Here is a 23,015-nt window from a genome sequence, read left to right on the forward strand (position 1 = left end):
CATAAAGGGGCCGGCGGCGGCAGCACGGGCCGTTTCGCGTGGCCCTCGGCCCGATTACCTCTCCAGTAGCTCACGCGTCGCACCATCCAGCACCGCCAGCCCCGTCTCGACCGCGTCCAGTTCCACGAACTCGTCGACCGTGTGGGCCTGCGCGAGGCTGCCCGGCCCCCACGTGACCGCCTCCATGCCGGCGTCGTTGACGAAGTTGCGCACGTCCGTCGCGGCCTTGATGCCGAACGGCTCCGGCGCGACGCCCGCGATGTCGGCGGAATGCGCCCGGAACGTCTCGGCGAGCGGGCTGTCGACGGGGACCGCCGCCGACTCGTACGTCGTGTCCCGCTCCCACTCGACGTCGACGCTGTGCTCGCGCTGGACGGCCGCGAGCATGTCGTCGACCTCGCGGTCGACGGTCTCGATCGACTCGTCGGGCAGCACGCGGCGGTCGAGCGTGAACCGTGCGGTCTCGGGGAGGATGCCACGGTTCGACCCGACGCCGGCCTCGAAGTCGGTCACGGTAGCGTACGCCGACCCGACGAGGTCGTCGCTTCGCTCGCGCAGTTCGGCGTCGTACGCGGCGACCGCGTCGAGCACCGGTTCGGCGTTGCGGACCGCGTTCGACCCCTGGTCCGGCCTGCTCGCGTGGGACGCCTCCCCGCCGACGATGACCTCGTACCAGCCCAGCCCCTTCGCGCTCGTCGCCGTCCGCATCCCGGTCGGTTCGAGGACGACGCCGTAGTCGCCGTCGTACCCCTGCTCCAGCAACGTCTCCGTCCCCGGCACGCCGGTCTCCTCGCCGATCGCCGCGTGGACGACGACGGAACCGTCGAGCGCGCCGGAGTCGAGGTCGTCCTGCAGGTCCGCCGCGACAAGCATGGCGATCGCCAGCCCCGCCTTCATGTCGACGGCCCCGCGGCCGTACATTCGGCCGTCCTCGACCGTCGGGTCGTACGGGTCGTGGGTCCACGCGTCCGGGTCGTCGACGGGGACCACGTCGAGGTGACCGTTCAGCACCACTGTCGGGTCGCCGTCGCCGACCCGCGCCGCCGCCTGCGGGCGGTCTGCGTCCGGCTCGAACACGAGCGACGCGTCGATCCCACGCTCCGCGAACCAGTCGACGACGAAGCGAGCCAGCTCTCCCTCGTTGCCGGGCGGGTTCTCGGTCTCGATCGCCACCATGTCCGCTAGCAGCCGTTCGAGCCGCTCCCGCCGCGATGTCTCGGCCATACTCTCCCGATTTCGGGATGGGTGAAAAGTGTATCTGCCGCCGCCGTCGCAACGCTTTTTCCCGGCCGCACCAACCCGCCGACATGACCCGCCGCGTCCCCGAACTCGCACTCGTCGTCGGGCTGGTGCTCGCCGGGTCGTTCGTCGCGGCCGTCGTCGCGCTCGAACCCGGCTTCCTCCGCGACCCGGCGAGCCTGCTGGTGACGGTCGCCATCGCCGTCGCGGTGCTGTACCCCTTCGCGGCGTTCACGGCAGTCCGGATGGACGACCCGGAGTGGCTCCTGCCGCCGGACGCCGTGCTCGCGGCCGCGCTCGTCGCCGGGGTCGGGGTCGCCCTGCTGGGCGCGACGGCGGCCAGCGCGTCGCTCGCGCTCGCCGTGGCGACGCTCCTCGTCGCCCCGCCGGCCGCCTACAACGCGACCCACGGCGGCCGCCTCCACTCCATGCCCGCCTTCCCGGCGCTGGTCGGGTCGGCCGCCACCGGCGTCGCGGTGTTCGGCCTCGGCGCGGCGACCGGCGCGAACCCGCTGGTGTACGGGCTCGTCGCCGCCGCCCTGTTGCTGCTCGGCGGCGCGTACTACACCGACCGCGTGCCGGGACGGCGCGCCGAGCGCCGGGCCGGCGTCGTCGTCTCGGGCGGGTTCGTCGCCTGCGCTGCGGAGTATGTGCTGTTCGCGCTGTAGCGTCCCGTCCTATCCGTTGACCGATTCCGCGAACACGACGACGATTCGCGGCTCCGAGACGGCCGACTCGGCGGGGCACGAGTCCGCGCGCTCGACGGGTATCGTCCCGTTCCCGACCGCCGCACGCTCCTCGTCGCTCAGCCAGGTCCACAGCTCCACCTCGGCGGTGCCGCCGCCCCCGACGCTGTCGGGCGTCGACCAGTAGTCGCCGTCGTCGCGGTACTCGACGGGCCGGTCCCGTCGCTCGTCGGTGTACACGCACGCCGTGGCCCGCGGGAAGTCGGCCGTCTCGCGGAACACGAACCCGTTCTCGGCCGTCACCGTGCCCAGCGCGACGCCCTGGCGGTCGTCGACCACCGCCTCGTCGGCCACGGTGGCAGTGTAGACGAGACCGCCGACCGCAAGATCCACCGCGACGAGCAGCGCCGCGACGGCGAGCAGGACGGCGACCGCGCGCCGTGCCGTCCCGGTGTCAGTCCGGAGGCCGCGCTCGCGGTGCAGATAGCCGAGCCCCACGAACAGCGCCGACGACGCCGCCAGCGCGACGAACACGCCGGACTCGCCGAACTCGAACCGGCTCAGGAGGTAGGCGACGAAGGCGACGTACGTCGCCGCCGACAGCACGTACAGCACCGCGTCCAGTCCCGCCCGACGGACCGCCGTCGCCGCGACGAACAGCGCGAGAAAGCCGACCAGAAACAGGGCCGCCTTCACCGTCAGCGAGAGGTCGAACACGAGGTCGCGCGCGAAGTAGACGAGCGCCGCGACGCCGAAGACAACCCCGACGGCGTACAGCACTTTCGAGCCGTCGAACTCGAACTTCACGCCGCGGACACCCCGCTGCCGGTGGGTCGCATCGTCACCATGAACGCTCCGAGTCCCGATAAAACGGCGGGCTTAGGTGTCAGAAAATCAAGCCAGCGGCGTCCGTTCGACCACCGTCCCAGTACGACCTTTTCCGTCGTCGGGTGGCCTCGGGGGCTCGGCCACCGCTCCTCGCAAAAGCTCGACCAAAACACCCGCTCGCTCCCTGCGGTCGCTCCCGGCTCTCTACGCCAGCGGCGTCCGCTCGACCACCGTCCCGTCGACGCTCGGGTACTGCTCGACGATTTCGCCTTCCTCAAGGTCGCCTTCCTCGACCATCTCCTCCAGGAGCCACCAGGCGAGTTCGACGTGGTCCGATTTGACGCTGTAGAACTCCTCGGGGACGCCGAGCTCCGCCAGGCGCTCCTCGGTCTCCCAGGTCTTGCCGTAGACGATCGTGCCGTCGTCGGTCACCTCGTCGAACTCCCGGCGGATGTTTCGGGCCATCCGCTTCATGCGGTTTCTGTGCTGGGCGGCGTCCTTGAACACGCTGGTGCAGAAGTACACCTGCTCGTGGTCGCCCATCGCGTCGAGGATCTCCTTCGAGCCGTCGACGGCGCTCATGTGGCCGTCCTGCAGTTCGTACCCCTTCTCCTGCATCCGGCGGTAGTTGCCGTCGGACATCTCGAACTCGTTGATGTTGCAGAAGTCGGCCGCGCCCTCGTCGAGGAAGTCGAGGAACTCCTGCTCGGCGCGGATACCGGGGATCTCGAACGCGGGCGTCAGCCCCTCCTCGCGGGCGACGTAGAGGATCTCCTCCCACTCGGTGCCGTGCATGTCGCCCCACAGGTCAAGCGGCGGGTGGAACCGGATCTCGTCCAGTCCAGCCTCCGAGAGGCGGCGCATGTTCTCGCGGCCGCCGGTGATCCCGGTGTAGAGGTGCGTGTGGTGGTCCTCGCCGAACTCCTCTTTCAGCAGGGAGAGGTAGTGACAGGTGCGGTCCAGCGCTTCCTGGGGTTCGCCGCCGGTGATGGACGTGCCCAGCGCGTCCATCCGTTTTGCCTCGGCGATCACGTCCTCGTCGGACTCGACCTTCCGCTCGTTGGCGTACACGTCGGTGACGTTCTTGCGGTTCTCGCCGAGGGGGCAGTAGAAGCAGTCGCGCTGGTCACAGTAGCCGTAGACGAACATGACCATCTTGCCGCCTTTCGCGCACTGCTCACAGCCCTTCGATATCATTCGTTGCACCGTCCTACCGCCCCGAGCGTCAAAAGCGGACCGGAACAGCGACGGCGGCCGTGCGGTCGCGGCGTCGCCGGTGGACCACGGTGCGGGCCGGCGACCGTCACCCCCAAAGGCAGATAAACATCGTCCGCGAACTACCGCCCGATGCTGCTGGTGCTCTGTGTCGACCTCGACGACGACCTCGGCCGCAAGACCGACGTGGAGACGCCGGTCGTCGGCCGCGACGCCGTCGAGGACGCCGCCGTCGCGCTGGCGACCGAGGACCCCGAGGACAGCGACGTGAACGTACTGTTCCAGGGCATCCACGTCGCGAACGAGGTGACCGACGAGGAGGTCACCGTCGCGGCCGTCACCGGCAACGACGGCGGCGACGTGAGCGCCAACCGCGAGGTCGGCGAGGAGGTCGACGAGGTGCTGGCCGGCCTCTCGACCGGCGAGGGCGTCACCGCGCTGATCGTCACGGACGGCGCGCAGGACGAGAGCGTCGTCCCGGTGATCCGCTCGCGGGTCACCGTCGACGGCGTCCGCCGGGTCGTCGTCCGGCAGGCACAGGACCTCGAATCGGTGTACTACACGATGAAGCAGGTGCTTGACGACCCGGAGACACGCGGGACGATCCTCATCCCGATGGGCATTCTCCTGCTCATCTATCCCCTCGCCGTGATCGCTAGCATGTTCGAACTGCCCGGCGGCGTGGTGTTCGGCGTCGTCTCGGCGCTGCTCGGTTTCTACCTCCTCTCGCGGGGACTCGGCCTGATGCAGACGATGGACGCGCTCGTCGGCCGGGCGCGAAACAGCCTCTACGCCGGCCGGGTGACGATAATCACCTACCTCGTCGCGGCCGTTCTGCTGGTGATCGGTGGCGTCAGCGGCGTGGGCAGGCTGGAAACCGTCCGGATGGACGCCGCCGGCACGCTCGGCGCGCTGGAGGTGCTTGCGGCACTCGTCTACGGCGCTGTCCAGTGGTTCGCCGCCGCCGGGATCACCACGAGCCTCGGCCAGATCACCGACGAGTACCTCGCGGACCGCCTTGAGTGGCGCTACCTGAACGCCCCGTTCTACGTCCTCTCCATCGCCGTCGTGCTGGACGCGGTCAGCGCCTACTTCCTCGACCTGGTGAACCTCTCGTACCTCGCCGCGGCGCTGACCGGTGGGACGCTGCTGGGACTGGTGAGCACGCTCGCCTTCGCGGTCGCGGAGTCGCGGTTCCCGAGAAACGCCGAGCGGGACCGGGACCCGGCCTGACGGCGCGCTGGTCGGTCCTGCCGACCGCGCCCTACCGCTCCCGCACGACGACGAACCGCGCGAGGTCCTGCAGGTACTCGCGGGCCTGCGTGTCCGCGGTGTCGACACGATCTAGCGCCGACAGCGCCCGGTCGGCCTCCTCGCGGGCGCGGTCGTTTGCCTCCTCCGGCGTCAGGTCGGTCACCTGCACCACGGAGGGGCGGTCCATCTCCGCGTCGATCCCCGTCGGCTTCCCGAGGTCCTCGGCGTCGGCGGTCGCGTCGAGCACGTCGTCCCGGATCTGGAAGGCGACGCCGACGCGCTCGGCGTACTCGCCGAACGCCTCGACCGCGAACGGGTCGGCGTCGGCGGCGATGGCACCGAGTTCGGCGGCAGCCCGGAACAGCGCGCCCGTCTTCCGGCGGGCCAGTTCCATGTACTCCTCCTCGTTCGTCGGCTGGGCGACGAGTTCGGTCGCCTCGCCCTCGCCGAGTTCGACCATCGACTCGGCGACGACCTGCATCGCCGCGGGGCTGGTCGAGAACAGCGCGAACGCCTCCCCCAGCAGGCCGTCGCTCGACACGATGGCGGGACCATAGCCGTACTTCGTCCACGAGCTGTCGACGCCTCTGCGGACGTCCGACCGGTCGATGATGTCGTCGATAACGAGCGAGGCGTTGTGGACGAGTTCGACGCCGACGCCGAAGTCGACGGCGTCCTCGGCGTCGCCGCCCGCGGCCTCGCAGGCGAGCAAGGTCACCATCGGCCGCACGCGCTTCCCCCCGGAGAGCGCGACGTGGCGGACCTCGTCTTCGAGCTCCGCCGGTTCGACGCCGTCGACGACCGCCGTGAGGCGGTCCTCGACGAGCGACTGTCGGCGTTCGAGGAACTCCATTACTGCCGGCTTAGGACCGCCCCCGCAAGTACGTGACGGAACTGGTCGTGCCCACACCTATGCCGCTGGCGTCCCTAGCGCGTGTATGTCTTCGACAGACGTGCTCGTCGTCGGCGGCGGCGCGACCGGTGTGGGGATCGCACGCGACCTCGCGATCCGCGGCGTCGACGCCACGCTGGTCGACCGCGACGGCCTGAACGGCGGCACGACCGGGCGATCGCACGGCCTGCTCCACAGCGGCGCGCGCTACGCCGAGAACGACCCCGAAGGTGCCCGCGAGTGCATCGCGGAGAGTCGGGTCCTCCGCGAGATAGCGCCCCACTGCCTCGGCGGCGACGGCGGCTACTTCGTCGCGCTTGCCGACGACGATCCGGACTACTTCGACGAGAAGGTAGCCGCCTGCCGCGACCTCGACATCCCGGTCGACGTGCTCGACGGCGAGGCGGCCCGCGAGACCGTCCCCGACCTCGCGGCGACCGTCGACCGCGTGGCGGCGGTCCCCGACCGGGTGATCCACCCCTCAGCGCTCGTCGCGGCGACGGCGGCCGACGCCCGTGACCACGGGGCGACGATCCGGCCGCACACGCCGGTCCGCGACCTGCTCGTCGAGGGCGGGCGAGTCGCCGGCGCGGCCGTCGAAGCCGAGGCCGCCGTCGAGACGATCCGCGCGGACCACGTCGTCAACGCGACCGGCGCGTGGGCCGGCGAACTGGCCGAACTGGCCGGGGTCGACGTGGAGATGCGGCCCAGTCGCGGCGTGATGGTCGCGGTCGACTACGGGGGCCTGCCGGTCGTCCTGAACCGCTGTCGGCCGCCCGCGGACGGCGACATCGTCGTCCCCCACGCCGACCAGGCCGTGCTCGGCACGACCAGCGTCGACGTCGACGACCCCGACGACTACCCGCAGGAGGACTGGGAGGTCGAACGCTGCATCGAGGAGTGCGCCCGCCTCCTGCCGCCGGTTGCCGACGCGACGGTCGAACGGGTCTGGTGGGGCGTCCGCCCGCTGTACGGCCCGGACGAGGACGAACGCCCGGGCGGCCGTGGCATCTCGCGGGGCTTTTTCGTCCTCGACCACGCCGACCGCGACGGCGTCGCCGGCTTCACCACCGTCGTCGGCGGGAAGCTGACCACACACAGACAGATGGCCGAAGCCGTCGCGGACCGCGTCTGCGAGCGCCTCGGCGTCGACGCCGACTGCCGGACCGCCGACGAACCGCTCCCGTTCCGCGACGACCCCGAGGGTCTCGCGGCGGCCGTCGGCGAGTTCGACGCGGCCGCGCCGTCGGACGTTGACGTCGATCCGCACTGACGAATATCTGCGCTACGCGCTCGTTCGGTCTCGTCGTCAGTAGCTCGGAAGTCCGCGTTCCTCGCGCCCGCGTTCGCTCGTGGCCCCCGTGTTGCCGTGGCGCTGCTGGCCGCCGGCTCGGTTGCCGCCGCCACGTCCTGCCCTGCGGCGCTGCTCGTTGGCCGGGGTGTCCCCCTGCCGTCCGTGCTGCTGTCGTTGCTGCCGGCGCGACGATCCACCGTGTCGGCGGCCGGGGTTTCCACGCTGGCCACCTTGCTGGCTGTGCCGTCCCTGTCCGTACCGCTTCCCCTGCTGCTGACTTCGCTGCTGGCCTCGCTGTTGCCCGGCCTCCCCGGACTGCTGGGCGCGCTGGTGGCTGTGCTGCTGGCGCTCGCCGCCCCGGCCGCGCTGCTGGCCGCCTCGCGACCGGTGCTGCTGTGTCTGTCCCTGCTGGTGCTGCTGTGCCTGCCCGCGCTCGGTTCGCTGCTGCCCCCGGTTCCCCTGTTGCTGTCCCCGGTGTTCCTGCTGGTATTGCTGTCCGTGCTTCCCCTGGTTCTGCCGGCCCGATTGCCCCTTACGGGACCCTCGCTGGCTGGTTTCCGCTCGGTCCGTTCCTCGCTCGCTTCGGCTGTGGTATCGCGCCATTGCAGTCCCGGGCAACGACGAGGTCCGGGATTAACCGCGCCGGTCGTTCGCGCCGTTTCGCGTGAAAGCGCCGTCGTCGCCGACGGTAAGCCCGGCCAAGCGGCGGGAAAGTGGCTTCGTGGACGGCCGTAACCCCGGCTTGCAATCGGTCATCGGACAGAAACCGTGGCGTACTCCGGGCGTCGTCCCGCGTCAGTCGCCCGCGGTGACCACTCGTTGCGAAACGCCCGCGAAAAACAGCGAACCCCTACTCGAACTCCTCGATCAGCGCCGGCACCACGTGCGACCACCTTTTCCGACTCGGGTCGCCCGCGGCGACCACTCGTCGCAAAACGTGGGCGAAAAACCGCCGGACTCTACTCGAACTCCTCGATCAGCGCCGGCACCACGTCGAACAGGTCGTCGACGATGCCGTAGTCGGCCAGGTCGAAGATGGGGGCGTTCGGGTCGGTGTTGATCGCGACGATGGTGTCGCTGCCTTTCATCCCGGCGACGTGCTGGACCGCGCCGGAGATGCCGATGGCGATGTACACGTCGGGGGTGACGACCTTCCCGGACTGGCCGACCTGCCGGTTCTTCGGGAGCCAGCCGTTGTCGACGATCGGCCGCGAGGACGACAGCGTCGCGTCCAGCGCGTCGGCCAGATCCTGCACGAGTTCGATGTTCTCCTCCTCCTCGATGCCGCGGCCGACGCTGACGAGCACGTCGGCCTCGCTGATGTCCACGTCGCCGCCGCCGGCCTCCTCGAAGCCGGTGACCGTCGAGCGGACCGCGGACTCGTCGATGTCGGCGTCGAACGCCGTCACGTCGGCGTCGCCGGTGCCCTCGGCGGGCGGCCACTCCGCGCCGCGGATCGTGACGACGGCGCGGTCGGCGTCGAGTTCGACGGTCGTCTCGACCTTCGAACCGTACATCTCGCGGGTCGCGACGAGGCCGTCGCCCGAGGCGTCCAGACCGATCACGTCCGTGACCACCGGGAGGTCGAGCCGGTTCGCCACCGCGGGCGCGTAGTCGAGCCCGTTGACGCTGTTGGGCGTCACGACGTAGCCGGCGTCGGTCGTGTCGTACAGCTGTGCGACCGCCTGGGTGTACACGCCGTGGTTGAACTCCTCGCCGTGGTCGACGGTGTGGATCGCGTCGACGCCCTCGCGGTTCAGGTCCTCGGCGAAGGCGTCCACGTCGCCGCCGATGACGGCCAGGTGGAGGTCGCCGCCGGTCTCGTCGGCGAGTTCGCGCCCGACGGTGATGACCTCGTAGCTCACGTCGCGCAGGTCGCCGCGGCGGTGCTCGGCGACGGCGAGCACGTCCGTCATTCTGCCACCCCCTTGTCGCGGAGCAGGTCAGCGAGCTGTCCGGCCTCCTCCTCGGGACCGCCGTCGAAGTACGTCGCGTCGCTCTCGGTTTCCGGCTCGTACATCTCGGTCAGCCGCAGGTCGCTCTCCACGTCGGCCGCCGAGAGGCCCAGGTCGTCGAGGTCCTTCGGCGCGATCTCCTTGCTCTGGGCCTGCCGGATGCCCCGCAGGCTGGCGTAGCGCGGCTCGTTGATACCCGTCTGGATCGTCAGGACGGCGGGCAGTTCCACGTCGGTCACCTCGTCGACGCCCCCTTCCAGTTCGCGGTGGACGTGGGCGACGCCCGCGTCGGCGTCGAGGTCCAGCTGGTTCACGACGGCGGCCCACTCGAAGCCGATCTCGTCGGCCAGCGCCACGCCGGTCGCGCCGAACGCGTCGTCGCCGGCCTGCACGCCGGACAGCACGAGATCCGGGTCCTCTTCCTCGACGACCGCCTCCAGCAGGCGAACCTTCGCGTCCACGTCGAGCAGGTCGGTCCCTTCCAGGGACTCGTCCCAGACGCGCACCGCCCGGTCCGCACCCTTCGCCAGCGCCATGCGGATCGTCTCCTCGCTGCGCTCCGGGCCGATCGTGACCGCGACGACCTCCACGTCGTCGCCGTCCTCGGCGATCTGGACGCCCTCCTCGACGGCGTAGTCGTCCCACTCGTTCAAGTCGTAGGTGAGATACTGCGACCCGATCTCGGTCCCCTCGATCTCGAAGTCGTCCTCGACTTCGGCGACCTCCTTGACCGTTACGAGAACTTTCATCATCGTTGTTGTTCCATCGTCGCGGAGATAAACGTTTTCGAAACCCTGCGTGCCGGACGAGCCGTTTCCGTGGGCGTGGGTCCGAGTCAGAGGTCCGTCCGTCGGAGCCAGACCCCGGCTGCCGTCAGAAGCGCCCCCACCAGAAGCCAGCCACTCAATCTCGTTGCGGCGGCCACCAGCGACTCCGTGCTCCCGCCGGCCACGACCTGATACACCTGTAGCATGAAGAGACCGACCGCCAGCAGGCCCGGCCCGTAGGCGCTGGCCGCCAGCATCTCCCGGCCGCTCCCCCGCGTGTAGAGGTACGCGGCCAACCCGCCGGCCAGGGGGATCGGGAGGACTCCCAGATGGTCGCCCGCCGTCAACTCGACGCCCAGCAGAAAAGCCAACGAGACGCCGAACGCGGCCGCGGCGCGCCGGGAACCGCTCGTGTGTACGTAGTCGACGGCGCGGGCAACCGCGGCCCGGACTCGGCTCATACGGGACACAGGACTCCCCGGACAAAGGTCTCTCGCATGTTCGATAGTTCGCGGGCGGCCGTCAGTCGATGTCGCCGATGTCCTCGTCCGGGAGCGTGATCAGGTTCTCCCGGCCGATCCGGAGCTTGTCGATCCGGTCGTCGTCGTCCATCGAGGAGAGCAACTGGGACACCTTCGCGTTCGACCACCCCGTCTCGGAGACGATCTTCGCCTGCTTCATCCGGCCGCCGTTCTCCTCCAGCAGCCGAGTTACACGCTCCTCGTCGGACAGCAGCGTCTCGTCGATCGTGTCGTCGTCCGCCGGCTCGTCCTCGTCAGCGTCGGCCGCGTCCCCATCCGCGTCGGCTCCGGCGTCCGGTTCGGTCACCGCGCCGGTCTCGGTGGCGGGGGCGGTGTCTGCGACCACGCCGCCACTCCCCCCGTTCTGTCGGCGGGCGAGGAGGTAGCCGCCGGTGCCGACGGCGACGACCAGCGCGACGACCCCGACGCCGAGCAGCGCCATCGGGATCGGTTCGTCGGCGTCGCCGCCGGGACCGGTCGTTTCGCCGCCACCGCCGTTGGTCCCGTTGCCGTCCGAGCCGCTCGGGGTGTAGACGATCGTGATCTCGTTCCGGTTGAACTCGTACGGACCGTTCCACTCGAACGTCCCGTTCTCGTGGCCGCGGGGGGCGGTGGACGGGATGTGGCCGTCGGGTGGCTCGATGACGAGCCGCTGCCCGTCGTCGAGCTGGGGGAACCACGTCCCGGAGGTCCCGTTGAACGCGTCGCCGACGGCGATCCGGTCGTCGCCGTTCACGCTGGCGAAGTTCGTCCAGGTGAAATGAAACGCGATGATCCCGGTGTCGTTCGCGACCCGGCCGGTGTATCGGCCGTTCCGGATCGTCATGTTGCGACCGGTCGCCGCCGACGCCTCGTCGGCGAACTGCTGGAACGTCGATTCGGTCACCGGCGGGCGCTCCTCGCCGGCGACGATCTCGTCCCGATAGTCGCGGAACGCCTCGGTGTCGTTCTCTGTCTCGAGGTGTTGTCGGAACTCGACCGTCCAGTTCGCGTGGCCGGACTCGGTGATCCGGACCCGGAACACGGTCTCCGGGTCCGGCGGATCGGCCGTCTGCTGGGCGGCGGCCGGCGGTCGGCCGGGGTCGGTTCCTAGCGGCATCGCTGCTGCCGCACCGACCGGGGCGAGGACCAGGGAGACGAGGAGGGCAAACGAAACGGCGGCACGTAACCGCATACGTGGCCACTGGTTCCCCCGGGGAGAAAATGCTTTCTATCCCCGATAAAACGTCAGCGCCGGCTTTGAACGGTCTCCGGACCGCTCGAAGGCTCCCGTCCCCGGCGGAATCCGTCGTTGCAGGGGGCAGTTGCCGCTCCCTGTCCGCGATAAGCACCCGTTTCAGCGACGAGGTGCCGGGGCCGAATGGTTCCTCTCCGAGTGCCGACCGGTTTTTGTATCAGTAGCATGTAGCACCCCCCGATGAAGCGTATCACGGCCCTGGTCATGGTCCTGATCCTCGCCGTGCCGGCCCCTGCCCTCGCCCTCGCGGCTCCGGCGGACGGCTCCCCGCCGACCGGAGCGCCGGCCGCCGTCGACGACCGAGCGGAATCGAACTCCACCGAACGCCTCTCCCTCCCGGGCGACGTGACGTCCACGACCGTCAAGCCGTCGGCCGACATGGCCCAGGTCGTCGGTGACGCCGACGACACGTTCGCCGCGCGCTTCCGAACCCGCGCGGCGAACGTGTCGGTCCAGGCCGCTGGCTCCACGACGGCCCGTGTGGCGGCCGCCCAGGCGATGCTTGACGACATCGAGACCCGGGCCGACCGCCTCCAGCGGACCGAACGGACGGCCGTCCGCTCGTACGTCAACGGTACGAGTTCGGCGACCGAACTGCTCCGGACGCTCGCGTCGGTCCACACCCGCGCGGAAGCCCTCGACCAGTCGCTGTACGCACACGGCCAGCTGGCCGCCACCATCGACGGCTACGACGCCGTCGACCGGCGCGGCGAGATCAGAACGCAGCTCACGATGCTCCGGTCGCCCGCCAGACAGCGCGTCGGCGAGGCGTTCGCCGGCACCGGCGACGTCGACGACATCACGCGGGTCGCGGCATCCGAGTCGGGCGTCGTCGTCGGAACGCTGGCGGACGGCCAGTACCACCGTGAGGCGATCCGGTTCGACAACCGGGACGACAACACGACCGACACGTTCGACGGCGACCTCGCGGCGGTGCTCGACTACGCCAGGACCGACCTGTACCCCTGGGCCACCGCGAACCAGCAGGGGAACCTCGCACTCTCGGGGACGTACGAGGGCCAGTACCGCCTTGCGATCCCACACACCCACGGAAGCCTCACGATCTACCTCGACGGCACCACCCGGGGGGTGTTCCGTGAGTTCCAGGCGCTCAACGTCGACCGGCTCCCCCGGAGCTCCGTACTCAACGACACCGATGGGAACCTCACGATGCGGATCGAGCGGACGCCGGATGACGGCCCGGCCCGGTTCAACGTGACCGATGCCGCCGGCGAGCCGGTCGATGCAGTGGTTCGGATCAACGGCGAGCGGGTCGGCACGACGGGCGACGACGGCCTCCTGTGGACGCTCCCGCCGCGCTCGTACTACCTCGCCTCGGCCACTGCGGGCGGGACGACGGTGAATTCGACCGTCGGAGCCTGACGCTGTCCGCAGCTGCGTCCCGATGCGTCGGAGCCCGTCTCGGACGCACGGCCTGGGGTTTTTGTCGGGAGCCGCGGCCACACCCGGCCGTGTCACGTCCCCCGACCGATCACTCCCGGCCGCGCTGCCGACGGGTCGCGGGCCAGTCCCGCGGGGTCGCCCCCGTCGTCGGCGTCGTGTTGCTGGTCGTCTGTACCGTCGTCCTCGGCGGCGCGGTCGCGTTCGCAGCCGACCGACCGTCCGACCCACCGCCGACGGCCGCGTTCACGCTCTCGGCGGACGCGGACGACGACCGGATAGCGGTCACCCACCGCGCCGGCGACGCCGTCGACGTGACGGATCTGGACGTCCACGTCACGGTCGACGACGAACCGCTCGACCGCCAGCCGCCGGTCCCGTTCTTCTCCGGGCTGGGGTTCCACAGCGGCCCGACCGGGCCGTTCAACCCCGCCGGGGGCACGACGTGGCGGCCCGGCGAGACGGCGTCGTTCAGGGTGGCGACCACGAACGACCCGACGGTCGACCCCGGCGACGACGTGACGGTCAGGCTCTCGGTTCGGGGGTCGACGGTGGCGACGCTGACGACCACCGCGTGAACGGCGGCCGGCCTGCCACCGTCGGGGCTCCCCTTACTCGGGGGCGCGGGCGACCGTCGTGATCGCCACGTCGGGGTCGTAGCTCGGCCCCATCAGCCGGTGTTCGATCCCCTCGAACCCGGCCTCGGAGAACATCCGGTCGGCCTCCTCGGCGTCGTAAAACAGCATGATGCTGTCGGCGACCTTCTGCATGATCCCCGTCTCGGGGTAGTTCGGCCCGACGACGAGCACCTGCCCGCCCGGCTTCAGGACGCGCCGGAACTCCCGGAGCGCCCGCACGGGATGGGGCCAGTACTCGATGGAGCCCGAGGACCAGATCACGTCGAAGCTGTCGGTCTTGAACGGCAGACGCTCGGCGTCGCCGCGGTAGAACCGGACCGGGCCGTCGGTCTTGCCGAACTTCGCCCACGCCTTCTCCATCTGGTGGACGCTCTGGTCCAGCCCGTGGACCTCGTCGACGTGGTCGAGCAGGCCTTCGGTGCCGAACCCGGTGCCACAGCCCACGTCCAGCACCCGGTCGTCCGGCTCGATGTCGAGCAGGCCGAGCGCCTCGCTGCGCATCTCCTCGTTCCAGACGAACGGGTTCACCTGGTCGTACACCTTCGAGAGGTACTTGTAGAACAGCCTCGCGCGGGCCTTGTTCTCGAGGATTCCCATCGGCAACCTGTTCGGTCGCCCGGCAAATAACCCTGCTGTTCCGGTCGAGCGCCCGGTACACGTCGTCCTCGTCCGCCGGCATCCCCGGAGTCGACCGGACCGCCGCGCTCCGCCCGGCCAGCCGTGCCGCCCGGTTCGACCGGAAGCGACCCGTCGCCGGTTCCTTTCGCAACTACCTTATAGACGCTTCCGCAAGTCACGCCCGATAACAGTATGCCGAGGCCAGAGGTTCTGGAACGAATACAGGACGTCGAACAGGAGGCCGACGAGATCGTCGAGCTGGCCGAGGAGGAGCGCGAGGAGCGCATCGCCGACGCCCGCGAGGAGGCCGAGGAGGAGGCCCGCGAACTCCGCGAGCGTCGTCTCGAGGAGGCCCGCGAGGAGATCGAGGCGGAGCGCGAGGAGATCCTCGAGGAGGGCGTCGAGGCCCGCGAGGAGCTCGTCGAACGCGCCGAGTTCCGGAAAGACGAGGTGATCGAGTACGTCGTCGACACGTTCACGGAGGCGGTGCATGCTCAGACCTGAGCGGATGAGCAAGGTGTCCGTGACCGGCTCCAAGGCCGTCATGGACGACGTGATCGAGACGGTCCACGACCTGAACCTGCTCCACCTGAGCGACTACGACGGCTCGTGGGAGGGGTTCACGAACGGCGACCCGGCCGAGGGGGCCGACGACGCCTCCGAGAAGCTCGTCACCGTCCGCTCGCTGGAGAGCATCCTCGACGTCGACGCGGACGACGCCGGCCCGAGCCGGATCGTCTCCGACGAGGCGCTCGACACGGAACTGGAGGAGATCCGCGTCGAGGCCAACGAGCTCGACGACCGGCTCGACGAGCTCGACGACGAGCTTCGCGCCGTCGAGGAGGAGATAGACGCCGTCGAACCGTTCGCCGACCTCGGGATCGACCTCGACCTGCTGTCGGGGTACGACAACCTTCAGGTCGCCGTCGGCGAGGGCGACGAGGAAGCCGTCGCCGCCGCGGTGGCCGACGCTGACGGGATCGAGACGTTCGATACGTTCACCGGGGACCGCGTCGTCGCCGTCTTCGCCTACCCGGCCGACGGCGCGGACGACGACGTCCTCGAAGACGCCCTCGTCGGCGTCGACTTTGCGACCGTCGAGATCCCGGACGCCGAGGGCAGTCCCGGAGAGTACGTCGAGGAGCTTCGCCACGAGAAACAGCGCCTCGAATCCGAGCGGTCGACCGTCGAAGGGGAGCTGGAGGAGCTTCGCCTCGACGCGGCCGGCTTCCTGCTGGCCGCCGAGGAGAAGCTCACCATCGAGGTCCAGAAGTCCGAAGCGCCGCTCCAGTTCGCCACGACCGAGAACAGCTTCGTGGCCGAGGGATGGATCCCGACCGGCGAGTACGACGAACTCGTCGCGGCGCTCGAATCGGCCGTCGGCGACCGCGTCGAGGTCGACGAACTCGAACGCGCCGAGTACCGCGAGGGGCACCCGACCAGTACCGAGTCGGTCGGAGACCAGGCGGCCGCGGGCGGCGCTGCCGAGACGGCCACGGACGGCGGGGCGGTGACCGTCGGCGACGACCCGCCGGTCGTCCAGAGCAACGACGGGCCCGTCGAGCCGTTCGAGTTCCTGCTGAAGATGATCAACCGGCCGAAGTACACCGAACTCGACCCGACGGTGATCATCTTCCTCACGTTCCCGGCCTTCTTCGGGTACATGATCGGCGACCTCGGGTACGGGCTGCTGTACCTGGGCATCGGCTTCCTGCTGTACAGCCGCCTCGACGACGACGTGTTCCGCAGCCTCGGCGCGATCGGGATGTGGATCGGCGGCTTCACCGCGCTGTTTGGCGTGTTGTACGGCGAGATGTTCGGACTCCACTTCCTCGGCGACGTGGTGTTCGGCGACGCCGGACCGCCGATGCACAAGGGGCTGCAGCCGGCCTACGGCGCGTACGCCAGCACGTGGCTGATGCTGAGCGTCCTGCTCGGCCTGCTCCATCTGACGCTTGGCTACGTGTTCGGGTTCGTCAACGAACTCGACCACGGCGTCGTCGACGCCTACCTTGAGAAGGGGTCGTGGGCGACGCTGATGATCGGGCTCTGGGTCTGGATCTTCAGCCGTCACGCCTCGGGGATCAAGCCCGACTTCCTGTTCACGGCGCTGAACGAGGGGCAGGAAGCGGCCTACGCCCTCGGCTTCAGCGGGCTCCCGGCGAGCGTCGGCGTCAACGTCGGGCTGCCGCTGGCCGCCGTCGGCTTCGTCACGATGGTGTACGGTGAGGTCCAGCACTACGGTGGCCTCGGCATCCTCGTCGGCGCGCTGGAGAGCTTCAGCGTGTTCGGCGACGCGCTCTCGTACCTCCGGATCGCCGCGGTGATCCTGGCGAAGGCGGGGATGGCGTTCGTCGTCAACCTCCTGTTCTTCGGCGTGTACGTCGTCGAGACGGACACGGGCGCGGAGTGGCACTTCGGCATGAACCACTCGCCGCAGTACATGCTCGAACAGGGGACCTACCACGGCCACGAGGTCTCCGAAGTGATGTTCGGCGGCCTGATGCACATGGGTGTCGTCGGCGTCGTCGCCGGCGTTCTCGTGTTCGTCGTCGGCCATCTGATCGTCCTGGCGCTCGGCCTCACGAGCGCCGGCCTGCAGGGGATCCGCCTCGAGTACGTCGAGTTCTTCGACAAGTTCTACGAGGGCGGCGGCCGCGTCTTCGAACCGTTCGGCTACGACCGCGAACACACGGCCGAGGACTGAGTTCGCCGGCGGTCCGTTCGGAGCGTTTTCTTCGTCTCCTGTCGACTACGCCCGTCAGCACCGCACAGGCCGCCCCGTTTCGGCAGTTCGAGGCCCCGGTCGCCGCCGGCAGAAACCGAAACTATAATGCCCGTTGAATCCCCGATAGAGCGGTCCAGACGGGCGATAGCGGCGGTTTCGTTTGGGAAGTTTTATGAACACTGGCGGGCGAAGTGGAGTCTGTTCGGTTACAACTACGAGGTACGCATAAACATGTTCGAAGCTCTCGCCGACATCGGACCGCTCGCACTGGACAATCTGAACGAAACCGCCCTGCAGCTCCAGGGTGACGCCCAGCCCGCCATCACATCCGACGGCGCGGCCGCCCTCGGTATCGGCCTGGCCGCCATCGGTGCCGGCTACGCGGAGCGCGGTATCGGTGCCGCCGCCGTCGGCGCACTCGCGGAGGACTCCATCTCCACCGGTATCGGGATCGTCATGACGGTCCTGCCGGAGACGCTGGTGATCTTCGCGCTGGTCGCGCTCTTCGTCTAAACCGCCCCCACTTTCTCACAATGAGTTTGGACACAGTCGTTGAGGACATCCGAGACGAAGCCCGCGCGCGTGCGGAGGAGATTCGCGCGGAGGGTGAAGAGCGCGCCGAGGAGATCGTCGCCGAGGCCGAGGCCGACGCCGAGGAGACGGTCGCGGAGGCCGAGCGCGAGGTCGAGGCCGAGATCGAGCAGGAGCGCGAGCAGCGCCTCTCCAGCGCGAAGCTCGAGGCCAAGCAGGAGCGCCTCGAAGCCCGCCGGGACGTGCTGCAGGAGGTCCGCGAGTCGGTCGAGGACGAACTCGCCGCCCTCGACGGCGACGAGCGCGAGGAGCTCACCCGCGCCCTGCTGGACGCCGCGGCCGTCGAGTTCGACGAGGGGTCGGACGTGCTCGTCTACGCCCGCCCCGACGACGAGGAACTCGTCACGGACATCCTGGACGACTACGACGGCTACGAGCACGCCGGCGAGGTCGACTGCCTCGGCGGCGTCGTCGTCGAGAGCGACGCCAGCCGCGTCCGGGTCGACAACACGTTCGACTCCGTGCTGGAGGACGTGTGGGAGGACAACCTGAAAGAGATCAGCGCCCGTCTGTTCGAGGAGCAATGAGCGCGACCGGTTCGAACCCGGAGTACGTGAACGCTCGCGTCCGGGCTCGCCGGGCCAAGCTGTTCGCCGACGAGGACTACCGGAAGCTGGTCCGCATGGGGCCGGGCGAGATCGCCCGCTTCATGGAGGAGACGGAGTACGAAACCGAGATCAACGCGCTGGGGTCGCGCCACGAGGGCGTCGACCTCATCGAGTACGCGCTGAACCGGAACATGGCGAAGCATTTCGACGACCTGCTTCGCTGGTCCGGCGGGACCGTGTACGACCGGATCGCCAGCTACCTCCGGAAGTTCGACGCCTGGAACGTCAAGACGGTGCTGCGCGGCATCTACTCCGGCGCGGAGCCGGAAGCGATCCGCACCGACCTCATCGGGGCCGGCGAGTTCGACGACGACCTGCTCGACCGGCTGGTCAACGCCGGTGCGATCGAGGACGCCGTCGAACTGCTCGACGGCACCATCTTCGGCGAGCCGCTCGCCGCGGCGTTCGAGGAGTACGAGGAGACCGGCGTGCTGGTCCCGCTTGAGAACGCCGTCGACCGCGCGTTCTACGAGCATCTGCTCGACGACGTGTCGGGCACCGACGAGGCGACGCAGCTGTACGTCGAGGTCCTGCAGGCCGAGATCGACTTCCGGAACGTCCGGAACGCGCTCCGGCTCGCCCGGAGCGGCGCGGAGATGGACCCCGCCGAGTACTACATCGCCGGCGGCAAGCTGTTCGACGAGAACGAGCTGTCCCGGCTGGTGGGCGACACCGACCAGCTCGTCACCCACGTTCGCGACAGCGACTACGGCGACGAGCTGTCCGCCGCGCTCGACGGCCTCGAGGACGCGGACAGCCTCATGGGGTTCGAGCAGGCCCTCGACGCGGCGCTGCTGGAGTACTCCCGCGTCCTGTCGAGCAGGTTCCCCCTCTCCATCTGCCCGGTGCTGGCGTACGTCCTCGCCAAGGAGCGCGAGGTCGACAACATCCGCGCCGTCGCCCGCGGCAGGGAGGCGGGGCTGAGCGAGGCCGAGATCGAGGAGGAGCTGGTGATAGTATGAGCCAGGAGATCGCCGTCGTCGGCAGCCCCGAGTTCACGACCGGGTTCCGGCTCGCCGGCGTCCGCGAGTTCGAGAACGTCCCCGAGGACCGCAAGGCCGAGGAGTTAGACGAGGCGGTCGAGCGCGTCCTCGGCGACGAGAACATCGGGATCGTCGTTATGCACGCCGAGGACCTAGACCACCTGTCCCGAACGGTGCGCGAGTCGGTCGAGACGAGCGTCGAACCGACCGTCGTCACGCTCGGCGGCGGTGCCGGGAGCGGGGGGCTCCGCGACAAGATCAAGCGTGCGATCGGTATCGACCTGATGGAGGAAGACTAACGCAACTATGAGTCAAGCAACAGAGACGGACGACGTCCGCGAGGACGGCGTCATCGACAGCGTGAGCGGTCCCGTCGTGACCGCCACGGACCTCGACGCCCGGATGAACGACGTGGTGTACGTCGGCACGGAAGGGCTGATGGGCGAGGTCATCGAGATCGAAGGGAACCGCACGACCATCCAGGTGTACGAGGAGACCTCGGGCGTCGGCCCCGGCGAACCCGTCGAGAACACGGGCGAGCCGCTGTCGGTCGACCTCGGCCCGGGGATGCTGGACTCCATCTACGACGGCGTCCAGCGCCCCCTCGACGTGCTGGAGGAGAAGATGGGCGCGTTCCTCGACCGCGGCGTCGACGCCCCCGGGATCGACCTGGAGAAGACCTGGGAGTTCGAGCCGGAGGTCGAGGAGGGCGACGAGGTCGAGCCCGGCGATATCGTCGGCGTCGTCCCCGAGACCGTCACCATCGACCACAAGGTGATGGTACCCCCCGACTACGAGGGCGGCGAGGTCGTCGCCGTCGAGTCGGGCAACTTCACCGTCGAGGAGACGGTCGTCGAACTGGCCAACGGCGAGGAGGTCCAGATGCGCCAGGAGTGGCCGGTTCGCGAGGCCCGGCCCGCGTCCGACAAGATGACGCCGACCGAGCCGCTGGTGACGGGCCAGCGAGTGCAGGACGGCCTGTTCCCGCTCGCCAAGGGCGGGACGGCGGCCATCCCGGGTCCGTTCGGCTCCGGGAAGACCGTCACCCAGCAGCAGCTCGCCAAGTGGTCCGACGCGGACATCGTCGTCTACATCGGCTGTGGCGAGCGCGGCAACGAGATGACCGAGGTCATCGAGGACTTCCCGGAGCTGCCCGACCCGCAGACCGGGAACCCGCTGATGGCCCGGACCTGCCTCATCGCCAACACGTCGAACATGCCGGTCGCGGCCCGCGAGTCCTGCATCTACACCGGGATCACCATCGCGGAGTTCTACCGCGACATGGGCTACGACGTGGCGCTGATGGCCGACTCCACCTCGCGGTGGGCCGAGGCCATGCGCGAGATCTCCTCCCGGCTGGAGGAGATGCCCGGCGAGGAGGGCTACCCCGCGTACCTCGCGGCCCGTCTCTCCGAGTTCTACGAGCGCGCCGGCTACTTCGAGAACATCAACGGCACCGAGGGATCGGTGTCCGCGGTCGGCGCGGTCAGCCCGCCCGGCGGCGACTTCTCGGAGCCGGTTACCCAGAACACGCTGCGCATCGTCAAGACGTTCTGGGCGCTCGATGCCGACCTGGCCGAGCGCCGGCACTTCCCGGCGATCAACTGGAACGAGTCGTACTCGCTGTACAAAAACCAGCTCGACCCCTGGTTCGAGGACAACGTCGCCGCCGACTGGCCGGACGTGCGCCAGTGGGCCGTCGACGTGCTGGACGAGGAGGACGAACTGCAGGAGATCGTCCAGCTCGTCGGGAAGGACGCCCTGCCCGACGACCAGCAGCTCACCCTGGAGGTCGCCCGTTACCTGCGCGAGGCGTTCCTCCAGCAGAACGCGCTCCACGACGTGGACACGTACTGTCCGCCGGAGAAGACCTACCGCATCGTCACCGGGATCAAGACGTTCCACGACGAGGCGTTCGAGGCGCTCGACGCGGGCGTCCCGGTCGACGAGATCGTCGACATCGACGCGCTGCCGCGACTCAACCGCATCGGCACGACCCCGGACGACGAGGCCGACGAGTTCGTCTCCGAGATCGAGGACGACATCGAATCGCAGCTTCGGGAGCTGTACTGAACCATGAAAGAGTACAAAACCATCACGGAGATCAGCGGCCCGCTGGTGTTCGCCGAGGTCGACGAGCCGATCGGCTACGACGAGATCGTCGAGATCGAGACGCCGGACGGCGACACCAAGCGCGGGCAGGTACTGGAATCGAGCGACGGCATCGTCTCCATTCAGGTGTTCGAGGGGACCGAAGGGATCGACCGCGACTCGTCGGTCCGCTTCCTGGGCGAGACGATGAAGATGCCGGTCACGGAGGACCTGCTCGGGCGCGTCCTCGACGGCTCGGGCAACCCGATCGACGGCGGGCCGGAGATCGTCCCCGACGAGCGCCGCGACATCGTCGGCGCGGCGATCAACCCCTACGCCCGCGAGTACCCCGAGGAGTTCATCCAGACCGGCGTGTCGGCCATCGACGGCATGAACACGCTGGTCCGCGGGCAGAAGCTCCCCATCTTCTCGGCGTCGGGCCTGCCGCACAACGACCTGGCGCTGCAGATCGCACGGCAGGCGACGGTGCCGGAGGAGGACGAGACCGACGAGGACGGCGACGGCTCCGAGTTCGCGGTGATCTTCGGCGCGATGGGGATCACCCAGGAGGAGGCCAACGAGTTCATGGACGACTTCGAGCGCACCGGCGCGCTGGAGCGCTCTGTCGTGTTCATGAACCTCGCGGACGACCCCGCAGTCGAGCGGACGGTCACGCCGCGGATGGCCCTGACCACCGCCGAGTACCTCGCGTTCGACAAGGGGTACCACGTGCTGGTCATCCTCACCGACATGACCAACTACTGTGAGGCGCTGCGCGAGATCGGTGCCGCCCGCGAGGAGGTCCCGGGGCGCCGGGGCTACCCCGGGTACATGTACACCGACCTCGCCCAGCTGTACGAGCGCGCCGGCCGCATCGAGGGCCGCGAGGGGTCGGTGACGCAGATCCCCATCCTGACGATGCCCGGCGACGACGACACGCACCCGATCCCCGACCTGACCGGCTACATCACCGAGGGCCAGATCATGATGGACCGGGACCTCAACAGCCAGGGGATCGAGCCGCCGGTCGACGTGCTGCCGAGCCTCTCCCGGCTGATGGACGACGGGATCGGCGAGGGGCTGACCCGCGCCGACCACGGCGACGTGTCCGACCAGATGTACGCCGCGTACGCGGAGGGCGAGGACCTGCGCGACCTGGTGAACATCGTCGGCCGCGAGGCGCTCTCCGAGCGCGACAACAAGTTCCTCGACTTCGCCGACCGCTTCGAGGAGGAGCTGGTCCAGCAGGGGTTCGACACGAACCGCGACATCGACGAGACGCTCGAACTCGGCTGGGACCTGCTGTCGATGCTCCCGAAGGCCGAGCTGAACCGCGTCGACGAGGAGCTCATCGAGGAGCACTACCGCGAGGACGAGGACGCCGCCGCCGAGGAAGTCACGGCCGACTGACGGTTCCGGGCGACGCGCGGCACCGCGCCGGCTGACTGATTTTTCTGTTTGCCGCGGGC

Annotated in this window: 23 protein-coding genes; 14 read left to right on the forward strand and 9 right to left on the reverse strand. The window is 69.4% G+C overall.

The window, feature by feature from the left end; translation table 11 throughout:
• Positions 1 to 54: 54 nt before the first annotated feature.
• Complete coding sequence (locus D8896_RS01320; RefSeq protein WP_121820269.1) at positions 55 to 1,224, reverse strand: M20 family metallopeptidase; 1,170 nt, start codon at positions 1,222 to 1,224, stop codon at positions 55 to 57.
• Between the two features lie 83 nt (positions 1,225 to 1,307).
• On the opposite strand from D8896_RS01320, the gene D8896_RS01325 reads away from it, so the two are divergent.
• Positions 1,308 to 1,907, forward strand: a complete 600-nt coding sequence (locus D8896_RS01325; RefSeq protein WP_121820270.1) for a hypothetical protein — start codon at positions 1,308 to 1,310, stop codon at positions 1,905 to 1,907.
• Between the two features lie 9 nt (positions 1,908 to 1,916).
• Here the strand turns inward: D8896_RS01325 and D8896_RS01330 are convergent, their stop codons facing one another.
• Positions 1,917 to 2,732: a hypothetical protein gene (locus tag D8896_RS01330; RefSeq protein ID WP_121820271.1), complete on the reverse strand. Its 816-nt coding sequence runs from the start codon at positions 2,730 to 2,732 to the stop codon at positions 1,917 to 1,919.
• Positions 2,733 to 2,957: 225 nt separating this feature from the next.
• Positions 2,958 to 3,950 carry a radical SAM protein gene (locus tag D8896_RS01335; protein ID WP_121820272.1) on the reverse strand — a complete coding sequence of 331 codons (993 nt, stop codon included), beginning with the start codon at positions 3,948 to 3,950 and terminating at the stop codon, positions 2,958 to 2,960.
• Between the two features lie 150 nt (positions 3,951 to 4,100).
• Between D8896_RS01335 and D8896_RS01340 the strand changes: the two genes are divergently transcribed.
• A complete protein-coding gene (locus D8896_RS01340; RefSeq protein ID WP_121820273.1) occupies positions 4,101 to 5,201 on the forward strand; it encodes a DUF373 family protein in 1,101 nt (366 codons plus the stop codon).
• 31 nt (positions 5,202 to 5,232) lie between these two features.
• Here the strand turns inward: D8896_RS01340 and D8896_RS01345 are convergent, their stop codons facing one another.
• Complete coding sequence (locus tag D8896_RS01345; protein ID WP_121820274.1) at positions 5,233 to 6,075, reverse strand: polyprenyl synthetase family protein; 843 nt, start codon at positions 6,073 to 6,075, stop codon at positions 5,233 to 5,235.
• Between the two features lie 85 nt (positions 6,076 to 6,160).
• Between D8896_RS01345 and D8896_RS01350 the strand changes: the two genes are divergently transcribed.
• On the forward strand, positions 6,161 to 7,387 hold the full coding sequence (locus tag D8896_RS01350; protein ID WP_121820275.1) for an FAD-dependent oxidoreductase: 1,227 nt from the start codon (positions 6,161 to 6,163) through the stop codon (positions 7,385 to 7,387).
• A 96-nt stretch (positions 7,388 to 7,483) separates the two neighbouring features.
• Positions 7,484 to 8,143 (forward strand): hypothetical protein, encoded by a 660-nt coding sequence (locus D8896_RS01355; RefSeq protein WP_121820276.1) that lies wholly within the window; start codon positions 7,484 to 7,486, stop codon positions 8,141 to 8,143.
• A gap of 224 nt (positions 8,144 to 8,367) precedes the next feature.
• On the opposite strand, the gene D8896_RS01360 is transcribed toward D8896_RS01355, so the two are convergent.
• From D8896_RS01360 to D8896_RS01375, 4 genes are all read right to left on the reverse strand, one after another.
• The gene (locus tag D8896_RS01360; RefSeq protein WP_121820277.1) at positions 8,368 to 9,324 is read right to left on the reverse strand and encodes an electron transfer flavoprotein subunit alpha/FixB family protein; all 957 of its coding nucleotides are present in this window, start codon (positions 9,322 to 9,324) and stop codon (positions 8,368 to 8,370) included.
• A complete protein-coding gene (locus D8896_RS01365; RefSeq protein WP_121820678.1) occupies positions 9,321 to 10,112 on the reverse strand; it encodes an electron transfer flavoprotein subunit beta/FixA family protein in 792 nt (263 codons plus the stop codon). Before D8896_RS01365 ends, D8896_RS01360 begins: the two co-directional genes overlap by 4 nt.
• Before the next feature lie 86 nt (positions 10,113 to 10,198).
• Positions 10,199 to 10,591, reverse strand: coding sequence for a hypothetical protein (locus D8896_RS01370; RefSeq protein WP_205596743.1), 393 nt, complete (start codon positions 10,589 to 10,591; stop codon positions 10,199 to 10,201).
• A 61-nt stretch (positions 10,592 to 10,652) separates the two neighbouring features.
• Complete coding sequence (locus D8896_RS01375) at positions 10,653 to 11,825, reverse strand: helix-turn-helix transcriptional regulator (RefSeq protein ID WP_121820278.1); 1,173 nt, start codon at positions 11,823 to 11,825, stop codon at positions 10,653 to 10,655.
• Positions 11,826 to 12,068: 243 nt separating this feature from the next.
• Here D8896_RS01375 and D8896_RS01380 point away from each other — a divergent pair, with 243 nt between their 5' ends.
• Both D8896_RS01380 and D8896_RS01385 read left to right on the forward strand, forming a co-directional pair.
• A complete protein-coding gene (locus D8896_RS01380) occupies positions 12,069 to 13,271 on the forward strand; it encodes a DUF7094 domain-containing protein (protein ID WP_121820279.1) in 1,203 nt (400 codons plus the stop codon).
• 89 nt (positions 13,272 to 13,360) lie between these two features.
• A complete protein-coding gene (locus tag D8896_RS01385; RefSeq protein WP_121820280.1) occupies positions 13,361 to 13,867 on the forward strand; it encodes a type IV pilin in 507 nt (168 codons plus the stop codon).
• Between the two features lie 33 nt (positions 13,868 to 13,900).
• Here D8896_RS01385 and D8896_RS01390 read toward each other — a convergent pair whose 3' ends face one another.
• A complete protein-coding gene (locus D8896_RS01390; RefSeq protein ID WP_121820281.1) occupies positions 13,901 to 14,524 on the reverse strand; it encodes a methyltransferase domain-containing protein in 624 nt (207 codons plus the stop codon).
• Between the two features lie 213 nt (positions 14,525 to 14,737).
• Here D8896_RS01390 and D8896_RS01395 point away from each other — a divergent pair, with 213 nt between their 5' ends.
• From D8896_RS01395 to D8896_RS01430, 8 genes are all read left to right on the forward strand, one after another.
• Positions 14,738 to 15,049, forward strand: coding sequence for a V-type ATP synthase subunit H (locus D8896_RS01395; RefSeq protein WP_121820282.1), 312 nt, complete (start codon positions 14,738 to 14,740; stop codon positions 15,047 to 15,049).
• A complete protein-coding gene (locus tag D8896_RS01400) occupies positions 15,036 to 17,252 on the forward strand; it encodes a V-type ATP synthase subunit I (protein ID WP_121820283.1) in 2,217 nt (738 codons plus the stop codon). The genes D8896_RS01395 and D8896_RS01400 overlap by 14 nt, the downstream gene beginning before the upstream one ends.
• A gap of 252 nt (positions 17,253 to 17,504) precedes the next feature.
• Entirely contained in the window at positions 17,505 to 17,786 is a 282-nt protein-coding gene (locus tag D8896_RS01405) for a hypothetical protein (RefSeq protein ID WP_121820284.1), read from the forward strand.
• Positions 17,787 to 17,806: 20 nt separating this feature from the next.
• Entirely contained in the window at positions 17,807 to 18,391 is a 585-nt protein-coding gene (locus tag D8896_RS01410; RefSeq protein ID WP_121820285.1) for a V-type ATP synthase subunit E, read from the forward strand.
• Entirely contained in the window at positions 18,388 to 19,434 is a 1,047-nt protein-coding gene (locus tag D8896_RS01415; RefSeq protein ID WP_121820286.1) for a V-type ATP synthase subunit C, read from the forward strand. The genes D8896_RS01410 and D8896_RS01415 overlap by 4 nt, the downstream gene beginning before the upstream one ends.
• Positions 19,431 to 19,754, forward strand: coding sequence for a V-type ATP synthase subunit F (locus D8896_RS01420; RefSeq protein ID WP_121820287.1), 324 nt, complete (start codon positions 19,431 to 19,433; stop codon positions 19,752 to 19,754). Before D8896_RS01415 ends, D8896_RS01420 begins: the two co-directional genes overlap by 4 nt.
• 7 nt (positions 19,755 to 19,761) lie before the next feature.
• On the forward strand, positions 19,762 to 21,528 hold the full coding sequence (locus D8896_RS01425) for an ATP synthase subunit A (RefSeq protein ID WP_121820288.1): 1,767 nt from the start codon (positions 19,762 to 19,764) through the stop codon (positions 21,526 to 21,528).
• Between the two features lie 3 nt (positions 21,529 to 21,531).
• Positions 21,532 to 22,956, forward strand: coding sequence for an ATP synthase subunit B (locus D8896_RS01430; RefSeq protein ID WP_121820289.1), 1,425 nt, complete (start codon positions 21,532 to 21,534; stop codon positions 22,954 to 22,956).
• Positions 22,957 to 23,015: the final 59 nt, after the last annotated feature.

This window comes from Halostella salina (genome assembly GCF_003675855.1).
Taxonomy (GTDB): domain Archaea; phylum Halobacteriota; class Halobacteria; order Halobacteriales; family Natronoarchaeaceae; genus Halostella; species Halostella salina.

What these genes read in the sequence shown, in the direction of transcription:
- D8896_RS01320 (WP_121820269.1), bottom strand. Translation starts at nt 1,224, where the DNA reads ATGGCCGAGACATCGCGGCGGGAGCGGCTCGAACGGCTGCTAGCGGAC.
- D8896_RS01325 (WP_121820270.1), top strand. Translation starts at nt 1,308, where the DNA reads ATGACCCGCCGCGTCCCCGAACTCGCACTCGTCGTCGGGCTGGTGCTC.
- D8896_RS01335 (WP_121820272.1), bottom strand. Translation starts at nt 3,950, where the DNA reads ATGATATCGAAGGGCTGTGAGCAGTGCGCGAAAGGCGGCAAGATGGTC.
- D8896_RS01340 (WP_121820273.1), top strand. Translation starts at nt 4,101, where the DNA reads ATGCTGCTGGTGCTCTGTGTCGACCTCGACGACGACCTCGGCCGCAAG.
- D8896_RS01345 (WP_121820274.1), bottom strand. Translation starts at nt 6,075, where the DNA reads ATGGAGTTCCTCGAACGCCGACAGTCGCTCGTCGAGGACCGCCTCACG.
- D8896_RS01350 (WP_121820275.1), top strand. Translation starts at nt 6,161, where the DNA reads ATGTCTTCGACAGACGTGCTCGTCGTCGGCGGCGGCGCGACCGGTGTG.
- D8896_RS01360 (WP_121820277.1), bottom strand. Translation starts at nt 9,324, where the DNA reads ATGACGGACGTGCTCGCCGTCGCCGAGCACCGCCGCGGCGACCTGCGC.
- D8896_RS01365 (WP_121820678.1), bottom strand. Translation starts at nt 10,112, where the DNA reads ATGAAAGTTCTCGTAACGGTCAAGGAGGTCGCCGAAGTCGAGGACGAC.
- D8896_RS01370 (WP_205596743.1), bottom strand. Translation starts at nt 10,591, where the DNA reads ATGAGCCGAGTCCGGGCCGCGGTTGCCCGCGCCGTCGACTACGTACAC.
- D8896_RS01375 (WP_121820278.1), bottom strand. Translation starts at nt 11,825, where the DNA reads ATGCGGTTACGTGCCGCCGTTTCGTTTGCCCTCCTCGTCTCCCTGGTC.
- D8896_RS01380 (WP_121820279.1), top strand. Translation starts at nt 12,069, where the DNA reads ATGAAGCGTATCACGGCCCTGGTCATGGTCCTGATCCTCGCCGTGCCG.
- D8896_RS01390 (WP_121820281.1), bottom strand. Translation starts at nt 14,524, where the DNA reads ATGGGAATCCTCGAGAACAAGGCCCGCGCGAGGCTGTTCTACAAGTAC.
- D8896_RS01395 (WP_121820282.1), top strand. Translation starts at nt 14,738, where the DNA reads ATGCCGAGGCCAGAGGTTCTGGAACGAATACAGGACGTCGAACAGGAG.
- D8896_RS01400 (WP_121820283.1), top strand. Translation starts at nt 15,036, where the DNA reads ATGCTCAGACCTGAGCGGATGAGCAAGGTGTCCGTGACCGGCTCCAAG.
- D8896_RS01405 (WP_121820284.1), top strand. Translation starts at nt 17,505, where the DNA reads ATGTTCGAAGCTCTCGCCGACATCGGACCGCTCGCACTGGACAATCTG.
- D8896_RS01410 (WP_121820285.1), top strand. Translation starts at nt 17,807, where the DNA reads ATGAGTTTGGACACAGTCGTTGAGGACATCCGAGACGAAGCCCGCGCG.
- D8896_RS01415 (WP_121820286.1), top strand. Translation starts at nt 18,388, where the DNA reads ATGAGCGCGACCGGTTCGAACCCGGAGTACGTGAACGCTCGCGTCCGG.
- D8896_RS01420 (WP_121820287.1), top strand. Translation starts at nt 19,431, where the DNA reads ATGAGCCAGGAGATCGCCGTCGTCGGCAGCCCCGAGTTCACGACCGGG.
- D8896_RS01425 (WP_121820288.1), top strand. Translation starts at nt 19,762, where the DNA reads ATGAGTCAAGCAACAGAGACGGACGACGTCCGCGAGGACGGCGTCATC.
- D8896_RS01430 (WP_121820289.1), top strand. Translation starts at nt 21,532, where the DNA reads ATGAAAGAGTACAAAACCATCACGGAGATCAGCGGCCCGCTGGTGTTC.